The organism is Xanthomonas vasicola (genome assembly GCF_000772705.2).
In the GTDB taxonomy this organism is placed as follows: domain Bacteria; phylum Pseudomonadota; class Gammaproteobacteria; order Xanthomonadales; family Xanthomonadaceae; genus Xanthomonas; species Xanthomonas vasicola.
Genome location: NZ_JSBW02000027.1, coordinates 78,570 through 92,981 on the forward strand (window position 1 = coordinate 78,570; position 14,412 = coordinate 92,981).

The following is a 14,412-nucleotide window of genomic DNA, read 5'->3' on the forward strand; positions in this document are numbered from 1 at the left end:
CCTGGTCAGCGGCCTGAGGCCTTGGTGGGGGAATGGGCGGATGGACTGCTTGGGGGAGGTGATGACATCTGCGCTGCTGGCGCGCAGGCGCTGCTTGCGCGAATTTTCAGGGCGACTGCTGCGGTCAACTGCTGCGCGGCGAGTTCGGGGCTGCCGATCCGCTGCAATACCAGTTGCGCAGCCTGTCTGCCACGCGCACGCGGGTCTGCGGCCAACGTGGTCAATGCAGGCGTGAACAACGCTGCTTCGGCGATGTCGTCGAAACCGGTCACCGCAAAGTCACGGCCCGGCATGATGCCTTGCATCGCCAACGCGGCCATCAAGCCCAGCGCAACGCTATCGTTGTAGCAGACCGCAGCAGTCGCCGAGTGCGCTTCACTGCTTAGCAAGCGCACGCCACACAGTGCAGCGTCCTGGCGATTGGGGGCCGACTCGACGTAGTGGGTTTCCAAGCCCGCTTCTTGCATCGCCCGCGCGTAGCCGGCGCGGCGCTGGCGGCAGGAGCTAGATGCAGCATGCCCACCAAAAAACACAATGCGCCGATGCCCTTGCGCGATCAGATGCGTGCACGCCAGAAACGCGCCCTGCGCATTGTCCAACGCCAGCAGATCCCACTGCGCCCCTTCTACCTCGCGGTTGAACAGCACCACGTTACGTTGGCGGCCGAGTACCTGGCCGAGTGCCTGCGCCTGGCTACCTTCGGCTGGCGATAGGATGATGCCCGCCGGTGTGTGCTCCATCAGCGAGGTCAGCACGGCCTGCTGACGCTGCGTCGATTCGCCAGTGCTGCCGAGCAAGGTCACATAACCCGCCACGCCCAATGCCTCGTCGACACCGGCAGCGAATTCGGCAAAAAAGGGGTTGGACAAATCATTGATGACCAACGCGATGCTGGACGAGGTGCGCTGGCGCAAATTCGCCGCGGCGCGGTTGTAGACGTAATTCTGCCGATCCAGCTCGGCTTCCACCCGCGCGCGCGTGCTTGCATGCACCAGCGGGCTACCGCGCAGCACCAGCGACACTGTCGCCCGCGACACACCAATGGCCCCTGCGATATCGCGCAAGGTCACCGCACCGCGACGCACACGTAACGCGTCGATGTCTTCAGTCGCCCCGGATGTCGGCTCGGCTTGCGTCATGTGGCAAGCCTTGCGGTGAAAGAAATGCGCATGCATTGGCATCAAATTGGATCGATCCAATTAGGCCTTTTCTGCGCAATCAATGCATGCGGCAGTGCAACATAGACAATCGAGCAACCGCAGGAACACCAACGTCAAACTCGACTCGACCAGTGACCGCGGCTGCCACAGCTTCCTCGCGCTCATTCGAACGCGATCGACACCCCGATTCCGCCCTGCCAATCCGGGCTCTCCGACGTCAGTCCGCGCAATACTGACACGTCCAGCTGCATCGCATGCGGCAGCTGCCAGGCGCCGCCGACGCCAGCCACGCGCGACTGCTCGCTGCCGGTATCGAACCCCGCTTCCACGTAGCTGCTGAAATGATCGCCGGAAAAAAACGTGTAATTGGGCGCGAAGGTCAAGGTGTGGCCCTCATCGTCGCGCGCGTAATTGACGTACATCGCGATAGCGCGTTGCTCCCGCAGATCCCAGGACGCGGTCACACCGAGTTCGCGCGAATAGCCCTCGCTAAAGGCCGGGCTGCCGGTCGGCACGCTGTAGGTGCCCAGCGCAGCCCAATGGAAACTGTCCGAGCGCGACGGCAAGACCACCTTCAAGCCAATACTGCTGTCGCCACCACCACGCACCCGCGCGCCGCCGCCATGCTGCCAGTTATAGCTGTCGCTCCCGAGCTGCAACTCGACGTTCTGGAACAGCCCCAGCCGCAGCAGCGTATCGGCGGTGTATTGGCTGGTGCGCTGCCCGTCGCTGCGATCGGCACTCGCATCCGGCAAGCCCTGTTCCCAGGCAAACCCACCTGGCTGCAATACCTCCGCCGAGAAGGGAATACCCGGGCGATCGAATGCCGGTGCATCGTCTGCCTGTGCCGCGACGTGGCCGCTAGCCAGACACAATGCGAGCGCTACAGCGGTCGAGACCGTTCGGCCTGTCGCCTGCACACGCATGCCACTAAGTGCACGAGCTTCCAAAAATCCATCGACATGGGAGTTCAAGGATTTCGACGATATGGACATACGCAGCACCATTGGCAGGACGGAGCGAGCAAGAAGGGGCGACGCCACAGCAAGATAATCCTGCCTGCATCGACCAGCAGAGGCACGCATGGTGCCGCGCTGGCCGTGACCGGCTTGTATAGCGGCCCCTTGTCTATTGTTTTCCCTTTTTTTCGCGGGTTACCGGCTGTGGTGCGCCTTGATGACATTCAAGGGGAAACCCTGCTCGACAACACCGCACGCGTGCTGCGCCCGACAGATTGATGCACGTGATGACGCTGCTCTGTTGCGCCCCTTCTGACTTTCGGTGACACGCAAACAAAAATGGGCACCCGCAGGCGCCCACTCACAACACACTCAAGGTAGTGCAGTCTTACCAGACCAAGTCGTCAGGAACCTGATATTTGGGGTCTGCGTACGGGTCGTCTCCCGCCGGTGCGTTCGGGTCCACTTTCAAGGCGACCGATGGGGCGAACACCGTTTCGGCTTCGGTGAGTACCTCGGCAGTTACCAGCACATAGCGCCCGTTGAGTTGCAGCACGCCCAGCTCGCCGGCGTTGAGCGCCTTGAGTTGATCGGCGTTGACGTAAATACGCTTGATCTTGCCGCCATACGGAAAGTGCCGGGCGATATCCGCAGCGGCATCGTTCAAACCTTTGTCCTTCACCAGCTCTTCGAGCTTTGCCTTGGCTTCGCGACGCAGGCGTGCTTCTTCCTGCTTCACTCGCTCGGCTTCGATGCGCTCGTCTTTCTCGCGCTGCGCACGGATCGCATAGGCCTTGGCCAGATCGATATCTTCGCGGGTGCGTGCCGGCCTGGGACCACGACGGTCTGCAGCGGCATGCTGCGGGCGCGGCGCTACGCCGGGCTTGCCGTCATGCCGAGGCTTGGGCCTGCCATTGGGTTTGCGCTCGCCATTGCCGTCGGCCGCCGCAGCGGCATGCGGCCGCTGCGGTCCCCTGCCCTGGCCCGGCCGATTGCCGCCGGGTCCTGGCTTGCCACCGTTGCCATGCGCACGCGCGGCAGGCCGTGCGTCGGGTTTGCGTTCGGGCTTGGGCGTGGACTTGAAGCCCAACCCAAGCAACTGGTCACGTAATGTATCGCTCATGGCGGTGGCAATCTGCAATCAATAGTGCGGAGGCGGCGGTTCGTCCGCTGCATCGGCAAACAACGTGGAGCGCACCTTGCCCAAATCCTCGAGCAGGTGGCGGATCAGTTCGGCATTGCGGGCGCCCGTCAAACGGGCGTCCGCAAGTGCTTCACTCAGTTCGTTGAGCGCCTGCTCCTGAAAGGAGAGGCGTGTTTCCAGTTCAACCAACCGCGCTTCCAGTGCCTGGTCGCGCGGCGAGAGTTGCTCATGCATGCAACGAACGGCCTCGTCCGATGGCGTAGTACGCCAGACCTGCGGCTTCGATTTCCTGCGGGTCGTACAGGTTGCGACCGTCGAACACGACGTCGTCCTTCAAGGCCTGCTTGATCTTGCCCAAGTCCGGGCTGCGGAACTGCTTCCACTCGGTGACCACGACCAGTGCATCGGCGCCTTCCAGTGCGGAGAAAGCATCCTCGCAGAAGGTCAGATCGTCGCGCTCGCCGAAGATGCGCTTGGCTTCATGGGTGGCTTCCGGATCGTAGGCACGCACGGTTGCACCGGCTTCCCACAACTGCTCCATCAAGCGGCGGCTGGACGCGGCACGCATGTCGTCGGTGTTGGGCTTGAACGCCAGGCCCCACACCGCAAACGTCTTGCCGGCCACGCTGCCAGTGCCTTCGGTGCCGTAATGACGCTGCACCAGTTCGAACAGATGACCCTTTTGCGCGTTGTTGACGCTTTCCACTGCGTTGAGCAGGGTCGGCTGCATGCCGTACTGCTCGGCCGTCTTGGCCAGTGCCTGCACGTCCTTCGGGAAGCACGAGCCGCCGTAACCAGCGCCGGGATAGATGAAGTGCCAGCCGATCCGCGGATCCGAACCAATGCCGTTCCGCACGTGCTCGACGTCCGCACCGACACGCTCGGCAATATTGGCGATCTCGTTCATGAAACTGATCTTGGTCGCCAGCATCGCGTTCGCCGCGTACTTGGTCAGCTCGGCCGAACGCACGTCCATTTCCACAATCCGATCGCGGTTGCGATTGAACGGTGCATACAGACGCCGCATCCGCGCAATGGCCGCCGGCTTCTTGGCACCGATCACGATGCGATCAGGACGCATGCAGTCGGCTACCGCGTCGCCTTCCTTGAGAAACTCAGGGTTGGAAACCACGTCGAATTCATGGTCCACGCCACGCGCGTCCAGTTCTTCCTGGATTGCCACGCCCACCTTGTCGGCGGTGCCGACCGGCACGGTGGACTTGTTCACCACAACCGCGGGCCCATCGATATGGCGACCGACCGTACGTGCAACAGCCAGCACGTACTGCAGGTCGGCGCTGCCGTCTTCGTCCGGCGGCGTGCCCACGGCGATAAAGGTGATTTCGCCGTGCGCAATCGCCTCGGCAGCATCGGTGGTGAAGCGCAACCGGCCAGAGGCGTGGTTGGCTTTCACCATCGGCTCCAGGCCGGGTTCATAGATGGGAATCACCCCACGATTGAGACCATCAACTTTCGCCTGATCGATATCTACACAGATAACGTGATGACCGACTTCGGCCAGACAGGTTCCGGTGACAAGACCAACATAACCGGTACCAAAGATCGCAACTCGCATGGGTGGGGGTACTCCTGTGGGGGATCAGGGAAGGATACCCATCAGTTCGACATCGAACGTCAACGTTGCGTCAGGTCCGATCGGCCCCCCCTGCGTGCCGTTCGGGCCATAGGCCAGGTTGGATGGAATCCAAAAACGATATTTCGAACCGACCGGCATCAACGCAACGCCTTCGGTCCAACCGGGAATGACTTGATCCAGACCAAATTCGGCCGGCTGGCCGCGCTGGTAGGAACTGTCGAAGACCTGCCCGTTGAGCAGCTTGCCCTCGTAGTTCACACGCACCTTGTTGGTCCGCATCGGGCGCTCGCCGCTGCCCTGGCGCAACACCATGTACTGCAGGCCAGACGCGGTCGTGATCACGCCCTTCTCGGTCTTGTTCTTGGCAAGGAAGGCGTTGCCTTCTTCGCGATTCTTGGCACCGGCAGCGCCCTGCTTGGCAGAGGCGAATGCCTGCATGGTGGCCATCGCTTCCTGCTGGGTCAGACGCGTGGTGCCCTTGGCGAACACGGTACGCACCGCTTCCATCAGGATCGACAGATCGATCTCGTCCTTGATGCCGGCCAGCGACGGACCGACCGCGCGATCGCCGAGCATCAGGCCAACATTTTCCTTGGACGGTGCGGCCGGCGCGGCGCCCGGCGCCATGCCAGGCACTTGCTGGCCGTTACGGGCAGCGAGCGCGGTACGCAATGCGGTATCGGTGGCCTGAGTCTGCTCATCTGACAACAACGGCTTGCCGCCCTTGAATGCATTTTCGATGGCGCGTTGCATCGCGTTCACATCGATGTCCTGAGCAATCGGCTCGAACGAACGTGCCACGTCCATACCGATGGCGTAGCTGACGTTCTCGCGCGTGCTCTTCTCAGACGATGCATTCAAAGCTGGCTTCTCCTTGGTGGCCGCTGCGGCCGGTTGCTGCGACATCGCCGGCATCGATGCCGACATTGCCACCATCAGTAACGACGCCGCCGCGCCGCGCTTTCCCATCTTCATTCGATGCAGTTCCCAAAAGTGAAAAGACACGCCACCGATGGCGCTGAATGCGTATTGTCGCATGCGCGCGCGGCGATGCGAGCGCTGCACTCAGCGCGACGGCGCCTTGAGCTCGCGTTCGATTGCTGCCAGCACGCTCGGATCGTCCGGTTTGATCTTGCTGGGGAACTGCGCAACCACGCGACCATCGCGACTAATCAGGTACTTATGGAAGTTCCAGCCCGGCGCCACGCCGGTGACCTGGGTCAAGCGCTGATACAGCGGCGTTGCCTGCGCACCCAGCACATGCACCTTCTCAAACATCGGGAACTTGACGCCATAGGTCAGCGTGCAGAATTCCTGGATCTGTTTCTCAGATCCGGGTTCCTGGCCCTGGAAATCGTTCGACGGAAAGCCCAGCACGGTGAAGCCGCGGCTGCCGAAACGCTGATTGAGCGCTTCCAGGCCTTCGTATTGCGGGGTGAAGCCGCCCTTGCTGGCCGTGTTGACCACCATGACGACCTTGCCGCCGTAGGTACGGTTCAGGTTGATTGGCGCCTTGCCGGCCAGCGGCCGGTAGTCGACATCCAGCACTGGAGTGCCAGCGGCAAGCGCCGAGGTTGCAAAAAAGCCAGTCAATACAATAGCTAGCAGACGATTGAGCAACATGAGCAATGCCTTGGAGAGTTGGGGCGGCGCACCGGTGAGGAGGTGCCATCAGTTGGGGATGACAAACAGTTGACTGCCTCCGTGTCGGTGTTATAGTTGAATACAACACCAGTCATCCAACGCAGGGGGAAAGCATGAACAGCACACGCTTTACGCGACCAGTTCCGCTGTTGCTGTTCGGCAGCACCCTGTTTGCCATTGGTTGCCTGGGAGCCGCTTCCAGTCAGGTGACGGAGTCCGGCGCTGATTATGGCGCCTCGGAGGCGGTTACGGAAAACGCGACAACTCCCCCCGAAGCGCGTTCGCGGCCTGGCCGGCATGTGCGCGCTTCGCTGTCGATGCCCTATTTCTCCTTCGCGCAAGCCCTGCGCCCACGGAGCTGATCATGAATGACATTCAGTGGAGCGACGGCGCTCCCATCTACCGCCAACTCAAGGAACGGGTAATTGCCATGATGCTCGATGGAATCCTCAAGCCCGGCGATGCACTGCCCTCGGTACGCCAGGTGGCCGCCGACTACCAACTCAACCCCATCACCGTCTCGCGCGCCTATCAAGAACTGGCCGACGAGAACCTGGTGGAGAAACGCCGCGGTCTGGGCATGTTCATGACCCCGGAAGCCGCACAGAAACTGCGTGGCAGCGAACGCGAGCGTTTCTTGAATGAAGAATGGCCCGCGGTGCTGGAAAGGATCCAGCGCCTGGGACTGTCCATCGACGATCTGTTGCCACAGGGAAAAACACCATGACCGCCGTCTCCTCCGACCATGTGGTCGACGCACGTGGCCTGCGCAAGGCTTACAAGCATCGGCTCGCGCTGGACAACACCAGCTTCACCATCGACGCCGGCCGCATCATCGGCCTGATCGGCCCCAACGGTGCCGGCAAGACCACCGCGCTCAAGGCGGTGTTGGGGCTGACCGATTTCGATGGCGAGTTGCGCGTGTTGGGCATGGATCCGCGGACCCAGCGCAACGCGCTGATGAATGAGGTCTGCTTTATCGCCGACGTCGCGGTGCTGCCGCGCTGGCTGCGGGTTGGCGAAGCGATCGATTTCGTCGCCGGCGTGCATCCGCGCTTCGACCGCGCCAAGTGCGAGCGCTTCCTGGCCAACACCCAGCTCAACCGCAAATCGCGGGTGCGCGAATTGTCCAAGGGCATGATCGTGCAGCTGCATCTGGCGCTGGTGATGGCAATCGACGCACGCATCCTGGTGCTGGACGAACCGACCCTGGGCCTGGACATCCTCTACCGCAAGCAGTTCTACCAGCGCCTGCTGGAGGATTACTTCGATGAGCAAAAGACCATCATCGTCACCACGCATCAGGTCGAAGAGATCGAACACATCCTCACCGATGTGATGTTCATCCGCGACGGCCGCATCGTGCTCACCGCCGATATGGAAAGCGTCTCCGAGCGCTATACCGAGGTGTTGGTCGGTGCCGACCATCTGGATGCAGCGCGCGGCTTGAAGCCGGTCGACGAGCGCAGCCTGCCGTTCGGCAAGACCGTGATGTTGTTCGATGGCGCGCCGAAAGCGCAGCTCGCCCGTTTCGGCGAAACCCGCAATCCCGGCCTAGCCGACCTGTTCGTTGCGGTCATGAAGGGGACCTACGCATGAATGCAGTGACCAACCAAGCTTCACCCGCACGCACCTTCGCCTGGCTGCTCAAACGCGAGTACTGGGAGCACCGTGGCGGCTTCGTGTGGGCCCAATTCATCACCGGTGGCATCGCGGTGTTCTTCGCGCTGCTGGGCGCGGTGATCGGTGCAATCAGTGCACGCCGCAACATGGTCGGCGACAGCATCAACATGGACGATCTGGCCGAATACACGCGCACGCTGGGCCAGGTTGGCGACGGCCTGTTGCTGGGCGGCATCGGGATCGCCTCGGTGGTGCTCGCATTCGTGGTGTTTTTCTACGCACTCGGCAGCCTGTACGACGACCGCCGCGACCGCAGCGTGCTGTTCTGGAAATCCTTGCCGGTGTCCGACCTGCAGACGGTGTTGTCAAAAGCCGCCTGGGCATTACTGCTGGCGCCGCTGATCTCCATCGTGATTGGTGCGGCAGTCGGCTTGGCACTGTGGTTGATCGCCATCGTGGGCGCTTTGATTGCCGGCGTGCCCAGCCCTTGGGCATTGGCAACCCATTCGCACCCGTTCTCGCTGCTGTGGCTATTGCTGAAAACCGTGCCGATGAGCCTGTTGTGGGCACTGCCGACCGTGGGCTGGCTGATGTTCTGCTCGGCCTGGGCCAACAGCAAGCCGTTCCTGTGGGCGGTGTTGTTTCCATTACTGGCCTGCGTGATGCTGAGCATTCTTTCGGCGATGCCGGGCGTGTCGCTGCCGATCGGCTGGATCTGGTACATCGTCGGCTACCGCGGCCTGCTCAGCGCCCTGCCCGGCACCTGGTCGCCACTTGCCGTCAGCGGCACTCTGGACAGCAGCGCGCTGCAAAACCCCAGCGACTTGGTGCAGTGGGCGCTGCAGCACACCAACAGCACGCTCGTTTATGGCAGCCCGGACATCTGGATTGGCGCAGCCATTGGCATCGCCTTGATCGCCGCTTCCATCTACCTGCGCCGTCGGCGCGCCGAAGCCTGAGGGACATCCCATGCGCCCGACCTTGAGCTTTGCCATTTTGCTCGCACTGCCCTTTGCCGCAGCGGCAGAGGAGCAGTGCAAAGTCTCCGAACCGCGTAGCCTGGACTTGCAGCTGACCGGCGTGAAGTCGGTGCTGTTCGAGGTCGCCTCCAACGACCTGCATCTGGACGCGTCAGCGAGCAGCAGCGGAAAACTGAGCGGGCGCGCCTGTGCTGCCAGGGCGGAGTTGCTCAAGAGCCTGACCGTCACCCAGAAGCGCGTCGGTGACAAGCTGGTGGTGACCTTGAAGGATGACCGCCGGTTTTCCTTCGGTAACAGCTATTCCTACCTGGATCTGCGCGGCAGCGTGCCCAACACGATGCTGGTGCAATTCGACGTGGGTTCCGGCGATGCGCAGATCAACGGGGCCGCTGCAGTGAGCGCCGACGTGGGCTCCGGCGACATGACGATGCGTCACACCAAGGGCCGCGTGACCGCCAAGGTCGGCTCCGGCGATGTCGAGCTGGAAGATCTGGGCGCACTGCGCGTGTTGGCAGTGGGCTCCGGCGATCTCAAGGCGCGTGAGGTGCACGGCGCGGCAGAGGTGGCGAAAGTGCAATCTGGCGAGGTCGAGCTGCACGGTGTCGCAGGCAACATCAAGCTCGGCACGATCGGCTCGGGCGATGTCGATATCCGCGATGTGCAAGGCAACGTCAGCGTGGAGTCGGTCGCTTCCGGCACGTTGAATGTGCGCAAGGTGCGCGGTGATCTGAGCGTGGCGCGCAAAGGCAGCGGCGATATCAATGTAAGCGATGTCACCGGCAGCACGCGGGTGCCGGCAGACAAATGACGACTCTTTTCAGATTTCGGGGGAATTGCTGATGAAATTACTTGTTTCAGCGGTAGTGATGAGCGTGTTGCTGGTGGGCTGCGGTAAGTCCGAACCCACCGTCAACGTCTCCGGCCAGGCCAACAGTGCCGGCGTGACCTTCAATGGCAAGAGCTTGACGCTCAAACGCGATGGCCTGCCCGCGGCCACGATCAGTGTAGATGGCGCGCTCAGCATCGACGGCAAGCCGGTGGATTTGAACGAGGCGCAGCATAAGGCCATGCGCGATTACTACGCGCAGGTGCAGGGCGTGGCCAAGAAGGGCATCGATATCGGCACCCAGGGCGCGGCATTTGGCGCACATGCGGCGGGCGAAGCAATCAAGGGCGTGCTTAGTGGCAACTCCGATCAGATCGGCGACAAGATCCAAGCCCAAGCCGATACCTTCAAGAACAGTGCCATGCAGATCTGCGATCAGTTGGCCAGCTTGCGTACCGCACAGGATGCAGCTGCGCAACTTGTGCCGGCATTTGCGCCGTATTCGAGCCTGACGCAGCACGACATCGACGACTGCCGTAAGTAGAGCAGTTAGCAATACGACTGCGCTCACCGTCAGGCGGGCGCGGCCGGGTGTCCGGTGCGGCGTAGACCGCTCGTACACTGCGTCTACGAGCGCGCTGTCCACGCAAAGCTGCGACTGCTCGCTACTGTTTGGAAGCCGCTCCAAACACGGCGGTTCGGTGACTGCGTATGGACTAGGGCCTGCGCAGCTGCTGATCAATCGTCGACACTCGATCGTGATCGTCGGGGAAGCGCAGCGGCGCGAGACTGCATACATGGCAACCAAGCGGGCAACGCCCTGCGACATTTTGGCGCGCACTCCGCTGGCACTTAGCCAATCCGCAGACCGGAGCGGGATTACACTAGTGTGCTCTCCCTCACTCCATCGACCCCATGAACAAGTTCGTGATGCTCTGCATGGCGCTGCTGCTGTGCACGCTCGCCGCCTGTGGCGATCAATCGTCCCGCCGCGCCGAACGCGGCAAGCCGCGCGTTGCGATCACCACGCAATCGGTAATGATCCGCCGTCCGCCGGCTGCCAACGCTGAAATCACCCCCGACGGCACGCTCAAGATCGACGACATCGCGCTGCCCCAGAAGGAGCCGACGCGCGCCAAGTTGCAACTGCTGTTCGGCCACCTGCAGATGTTGCGTCAGCAGGCGGTCAACGATGCTGGACCGGATCCGGATTACAAGTCGATCAAGCTGACCGCCACGCCGGAAATCCAGAAGCTCAGTGGCGAGTTGCTGGATGAAATTCCGTCGCTGCAGCCATATCGCGAGAGTTTTGGTAACGTGCAGGCCGAGCGTCACTGAGTAGTAGCGAAGCAGCGCGAAAATCGCGGATTCGCGCAAGGCCGCGTAGGAGCGCGCTTGCGCACGACAGGGCGTTATCGATGATGCCCCGTCGCGCACATGTGCGCTCCTACACACGCAGCAGTGATCAGCCGCCGCTACCACCGCCGGCCTGGATACCGCCACGCGTCAACGCGGCCGGGTCAAGCAATCGCCGCAGCTCCGCTTCGCTGAGGCCGCTGTCTTCCTTGGCTACGTCGAGTACCGGACGCTGCTCCTTGTAGGCACGCTTGGCAATCGCCGCGGCCTTTTCGTAACCGATGATCGGATTCAGCGCGGTCACCAGGATCGGATTGCGGTCCAGCGCCTCGCGGACACGCTCCTGACGCACCTTCAACCCGGCAATCGCCCTGTCGGCCAGCAGGCGCGAGACATTGCCCAGCAACGTGATCGAATCCAGCAGGTTGTAGGCGATCAGCGGCAGCGTCACGTTCAATTGGAAATTGCCGGTCTGCCCGGCCACGGTGATCGCGGTGTGGTAGCCGATGACCTGCGCACACGCCATCACGGTGGCTTCGGGAATCACTGGATTGACCTTGCCCGGCATGATCGAGCTGCCCGGCTGCAACGCCGGCAATTCGATCTCGCCCAGGCCCGCCAACGGGCCGGCATTCATCCAGCGCAGATCGTTCGCGATCTTGATTAGTGCCACCGCCAGCGCATTGAGGTGGCCGGACAATTCCACCGCATCGTCCTGCGCAGCGAGCCCTTCGAACTTGTTTTCCGCACTCTCGAACTTGGCCCCACTCAGGCTGGACAAGGCCTTGCTCACCTTGCCACCGAAACGCGGGTCGGCATTGATGCCGGTGCCGATCGCGGTGCCGCCCAACGGCAACCGCCGCAACCGCTTCAGCGCATCGTCGAGACGCTCCTGCGCCGAACTCAGCTGCGCTGACCATGCACCGAACTCCTGTCCGAAGGTCAGCGGCATCGCATCCATCAAATGTGTGCGGCCGGTTTTGACGATCTTGTCCAGCGATTTCGCGCGCTTGTCGATGGTCTTGCGCAGATGCTTGAGCGCCGGCTGCAGGTGTTCCTGCACAGCGAGCAATGCCGACACGCGAATGGCAGTGGGAATCACGTCGTTGGAACTCTGTCCCAGATTGACGTGATCGTTCGGATGTACCGCGTCCTTGCCAGCGCGCGTGGCCAATGTGGCAATCACCTCATTAGCATTCATGTTGGACGAGGTGCCCGAACCGGTCTGGTACACATCGATGGGAAACTGCGTATCGAAGCTGCCCTCGGCCACTTGCAACGCAGCGGTCTGCACGGTTTTGCCGATCGATTTCGGCAGCAATCCAAGTTCGGCATTGACGCCGGCCGCCGCTGCCTTGATCAAGCCCAGTGCGCGGATGAAACCGCGCGGCATCGGCTGCCCGGACACCGGAAAATTCTGCACCGCCCGCTGGGTCTGCGCGCCCCACAACGCATCGGCGGGCACTTGCAGTTCGCCCATACTGTCGTGTTCGGTCCTGAAACGTTCGCTCATCTGCACTCTCCGCACATGGTTGGTTTGTGGTGATGGATGGCTGGCAGCGGGCGTACCCACGCTGGCGTGGCTGTCTACGATACTCGCTCGGCGCGTTGCGACGATGTCGTCGCGCGCCGTCCGCTAGGCTGCATGCTGATCAATACGAGGTACCAAGCCGCCATGGGCGACGAGCCTGACTGTAGATACGCAAACTCCATGTCCGCGCAATACCGCACCGCCGCTAGGCGTGCATTGGCGCGCAGAAGCAGCGCTTTCAGAGCGCACGGAGGCGGACATGTTAGGTAACGTTCTGCTGCTGTTCGTGGCGCTGTTGCTGGTGCTGTTGAATGGATTTTTTGTTGCCGCCGAGTTTGCGCTGGTCAAGCTGCGGCACACGCAGGCGGTGGGCCTGGCGCAAACCAACGGCTGGCGCGGGCGATTGCTGCTTGGTGTGCACGCACATCTGGACGCGTATCTGTCGGCCTGCCAGCTCGGTATTACGCTGGCCTCGCTCGGACTGGGCTGGGTCGGCGAGCCGGCTTTCGCGCATCTGCTGCAACCGGTCTTCGATACGTTGGGCCTGTCGCCGGAAGCGGCACAATTCACTGCGCTGGCGATCGCTTTCAGCCTGATTTCGTTCCTGCACATCGTGCTGGGTGAATTGGCGCCCAAGACCATGGCGATTCGCCGGCCGGAGCAGATGTCGCTGTGGACCGCTGCGCCGCTCTACGTTTTTTATTGGGCCATGTATCCGGCGATCTGGGTGCTCAATAACAGCGCGAATCGATTGCTGCGCCTGCTCGGCTGGGGCGATGCGGGACATCACTCGCACCGTTATTCGCGAGAAGAGCTGATGCTGATCGTTGGCCGCCAGGACCCGAACGCGGCCAGGTCCGACCAAGGCCTGGCCTTGATGAGCCACGCATTGGAATTGCCGGATTTGGTGGCCGGCGATCTGATGCGTCCGCGCGAGCATATGCGCAGCCTGCGCGAAGGCATGAATCTGCAAGCGGTGTTGGCGGAATTCAGTGAGTCGCGCTACAGCCGCTACCCCTGGTTCGATGCCGATGGCGAACAGGTGCTGGGCATCCTGCACACCAAGGACCTGCTGGTGACGATGGCACGCGGCCAGGACCTGGACGATCTGCGCCCTTTGCTGCGGCCACCTACCGTACTGACTCTGGAAACGCCGATTCCCAGCGCGTTAGAGCAATTCCGCACCGGCACCACCCATCTGGCGCTGTGCGTTGAAGAAGAAGGCCGCATCCTGGGCTTTTTCACCCTGGAGGACCTGCTGGAAGTGGTGGTCGGCGAGATCGAGGACGAGCATCGCCACGTGGTGCGCGATGCCCCGATCCGTGGCCAGGACGGCTCGCTACTGGTCGCCGGCAGCACGTCGATTTTCCGCCTGGAACGCTTGCTCGGCCAGGATCTGAGCGCGCCGGACCACGTCAATTCGGTCGGCGGGCTGATTCTGTATCAGCTGCAGCGGCTGCCCGAGGAGGGCGAAACGCTGGAGGTGGATGGCCACTTATTGACTGTGCGACGCATGGCCGGCCACCGCATCCAGGCAGTGACCGTGCGTCCGGTGGGCGACGCTGACGCCCCGGCCGGATGATGCCGTCGAT

Annotated in this window: 17 protein-coding genes; 9 read left to right on the plus strand and 8 right to left on the minus strand. The window is 62.3% G+C overall.

What is annotated here, in order from left to right; all coding sequences use genetic code 11:
- Window positions 1-5: 5 nt before the first annotated feature.
- Window positions 6-1,181 carry a LacI family DNA-binding transcriptional regulator gene (locus NX05_RS05840; protein ID WP_039433711.1) on the minus strand — a complete coding sequence of 392 codons (1,176 nt, stop codon included), beginning with the start codon at window positions 1,179-1,181 and terminating at the stop codon, window positions 6-8.
- A gap of 140 nt (window positions 1,182-1,321) precedes the next feature.
- The gene (locus NX05_RS05845) at window positions 1,322-2,167 is read right to left on the minus strand and encodes a transporter (RefSeq protein WP_164722220.1); all 846 of its coding nucleotides are present in this window, start codon (window positions 2,165-2,167) and stop codon (window positions 1,322-1,324) included.
- Between NX05_RS05845 and NX05_RS24160 the strand changes: the two genes are divergently transcribed.
- On the plus strand, window positions 2,123-2,398 hold the full coding sequence (locus NX05_RS24160; RefSeq protein WP_146437804.1) for a hypothetical protein: 276 nt from the start codon (window positions 2,123-2,125) through the stop codon (window positions 2,396-2,398). The two genes, NX05_RS05845 and NX05_RS24160, sit on opposite strands and share 45 nt — an antisense overlap.
- Window positions 2,399-2,507: 109 nt before the next feature.
- Here the strand turns inward: NX05_RS24160 and NX05_RS05850 are convergent, their stop codons facing one another.
- The 5 genes from NX05_RS05850 to NX05_RS05870 form a co-directional block, all read right to left on the minus strand.
- The gene (locus NX05_RS05850; RefSeq protein WP_338108264.1) at window positions 2,508-3,242 is read right to left on the minus strand and encodes a DUF2058 domain-containing protein; all 735 of its coding nucleotides are present in this window, start codon (window positions 3,240-3,242) and stop codon (window positions 2,508-2,510) included.
- 18 nt (window positions 3,243-3,260) lie between these two features.
- The gene (locus NX05_RS05855) at window positions 3,261-3,497 is read right to left on the minus strand and encodes a SlyX family protein (protein ID WP_010380178.1); all 237 of its coding nucleotides are present in this window, start codon (window positions 3,495-3,497) and stop codon (window positions 3,261-3,263) included.
- Window positions 3,490-4,839, minus strand: a complete 1,350-nt coding sequence (locus NX05_RS05860; protein WP_039433703.1) for a UDP-glucose dehydrogenase family protein — start codon at window positions 4,837-4,839, stop codon at window positions 3,490-3,492. Before NX05_RS05860 ends, NX05_RS05855 begins: the two co-directional genes overlap by 8 nt.
- Window positions 4,840-4,863: 24 nt before the next feature.
- Window positions 4,864-5,835 carry an FKBP-type peptidyl-prolyl cis-trans isomerase gene (locus tag NX05_RS05865; protein ID WP_026112517.1) on the minus strand — a complete coding sequence of 324 codons (972 nt, stop codon included), beginning with the start codon at window positions 5,833-5,835 and terminating at the stop codon, window positions 4,864-4,866.
- Between the two features lie 90 nt (window positions 5,836-5,925).
- The gene (locus tag NX05_RS05870; protein ID WP_039433701.1) at window positions 5,926-6,483 is read right to left on the minus strand and encodes a glutathione peroxidase; all 558 of its coding nucleotides are present in this window, start codon (window positions 6,481-6,483) and stop codon (window positions 5,926-5,928) included.
- A 134-nt stretch (window positions 6,484-6,617) separates the two neighbouring features.
- Here NX05_RS05870 and NX05_RS21895 point away from each other — a divergent pair, with 134 nt between their 5' ends.
- The 7 genes from NX05_RS21895 to NX05_RS05900 all read left to right on the plus strand — a co-directional run bounded on the left by NX05_RS21895 (window position 6,618) and on the right by NX05_RS05900 (window position 11,271).
- Entirely contained in the window at window positions 6,618-6,866 is a 249-nt protein-coding gene (locus NX05_RS21895; RefSeq protein ID WP_080764632.1) for a hypothetical protein, read from the plus strand.
- A gap of 2 nt (window positions 6,867-6,868) precedes the next feature.
- Complete coding sequence (locus NX05_RS05875; protein ID WP_003483692.1) at window positions 6,869-7,231, plus strand: GntR family transcriptional regulator; 363 nt, start codon at window positions 6,869-6,871, stop codon at window positions 7,229-7,231.
- A complete protein-coding gene (locus NX05_RS05880; protein ID WP_010366431.1) occupies window positions 7,228-8,103 on the plus strand; it encodes an ABC transporter ATP-binding protein in 876 nt (291 codons plus the stop codon). The genes NX05_RS05875 and NX05_RS05880 overlap by 4 nt, the downstream gene beginning before the upstream one ends.
- Complete coding sequence (locus tag NX05_RS05885) at window positions 8,100-9,086, plus strand: hypothetical protein (protein WP_010366429.1); 987 nt, start codon at window positions 8,100-8,102, stop codon at window positions 9,084-9,086. Before NX05_RS05880 ends, NX05_RS05885 begins: the two co-directional genes overlap by 4 nt.
- A 10-nt stretch (window positions 9,087-9,096) precedes the next feature.
- A complete protein-coding gene (locus NX05_RS05890) occupies window positions 9,097-9,915 on the plus strand; it encodes a DUF4097 family beta strand repeat-containing protein (protein ID WP_039433698.1) in 819 nt (272 codons plus the stop codon).
- A gap of 31 nt (window positions 9,916-9,946) precedes the next feature.
- Window positions 9,947-10,477 carry a DUF2884 family protein gene (locus tag NX05_RS05895; protein WP_017112801.1) on the plus strand — a complete coding sequence of 177 codons (531 nt, stop codon included), beginning with the start codon at window positions 9,947-9,949 and terminating at the stop codon, window positions 10,475-10,477.
- A gap of 371 nt (window positions 10,478-10,848) precedes the next feature.
- Window positions 10,849-11,271 carry a hypothetical protein gene (locus NX05_RS05900; RefSeq protein ID WP_010366424.1) on the plus strand — a complete coding sequence of 141 codons (423 nt, stop codon included), beginning with the start codon at window positions 10,849-10,851 and terminating at the stop codon, window positions 11,269-11,271.
- Between the two features lie 127 nt (window positions 11,272-11,398).
- Here the strand turns inward: NX05_RS05900 and NX05_RS05905 are convergent, their stop codons facing one another.
- Complete coding sequence (locus tag NX05_RS05905) at window positions 11,399-12,802, minus strand: class II fumarate hydratase (protein WP_039433696.1); 1,404 nt, start codon at window positions 12,800-12,802, stop codon at window positions 11,399-11,401.
- A 277-nt stretch (window positions 12,803-13,079) separates the two neighbouring features.
- On the opposite strand from NX05_RS05905, the gene NX05_RS05910 reads away from it, so the two are divergent.
- A complete protein-coding gene (locus NX05_RS05910) occupies window positions 13,080-14,402 on the plus strand; it encodes a hemolysin family protein (protein ID WP_039433692.1) in 1,323 nt (440 codons plus the stop codon).
- Window positions 14,403-14,412 lie beyond the last annotated feature (10 nt).